General features: G+C 39.1%; 1 protein-coding gene. It reads right to left on the bottom strand.

Annotated elements, in window-relative coordinates:
• Nucleotides 1-519: hypothetical protein (locus tag HLA95_RS27870; protein ID WP_222185239.1), on the bottom strand; the 519-nt coding region annotated here is incomplete at both ends.

Raw genomic sequence — 519 nt, 5'->3', positions numbered from 1 at the left:
AAGTCTTCAAAACTTTTTTTATTTGGAGGTTGGTACACAGGAGGAATCATTTGATTTTGCTGAGGAGCAAAATTTGATTGATTCTGAGGTGGTGCAAAGTTAGCATTAGGGTGATTAGAAAACCCTTGTGCTTGTGGTTGGTAATTTAGAGCATTACCTGGATGGTTCTGATATTGCCCTTGTGGGTAGTATCCTTGTTGTTTCTGCTGCTGTGGAGAGTAGAATTGCTGTGAACTTCCTTGGTAAGGACCGAAGTTTGCATCATTTCTCCATTTGAAATTTGGGTGATTCTTCCAATTTGAATTGTATGTCTCACCAGGCTGGAAATTTGAAGCTTTTTGGTATGGTCCTTGATTAATAGCATTCACACTGGCTTGGTCCTTGCAAGACTCCTGAAAAGTAGGATATGAAGGACAATCTTCAAGTGAATGTCCTTGCACATTGCATAAATTACAAAATTCAGCTTCCTTAGAAACAGGTACAGTAGAAACTTCGTTCACTTTCTTCATTTCTAAGGCC

It is taken from the genome of Geminicoccus harenae (genome assembly GCF_019800005.1).
Lineage (GTDB): Bacteria > Pseudomonadota > Alphaproteobacteria > Geminicoccales > Geminicoccaceae > Geminicoccus > Geminicoccus harenae.
This window is presented reverse-complemented; position numbering and strand designations above follow the sequence as displayed.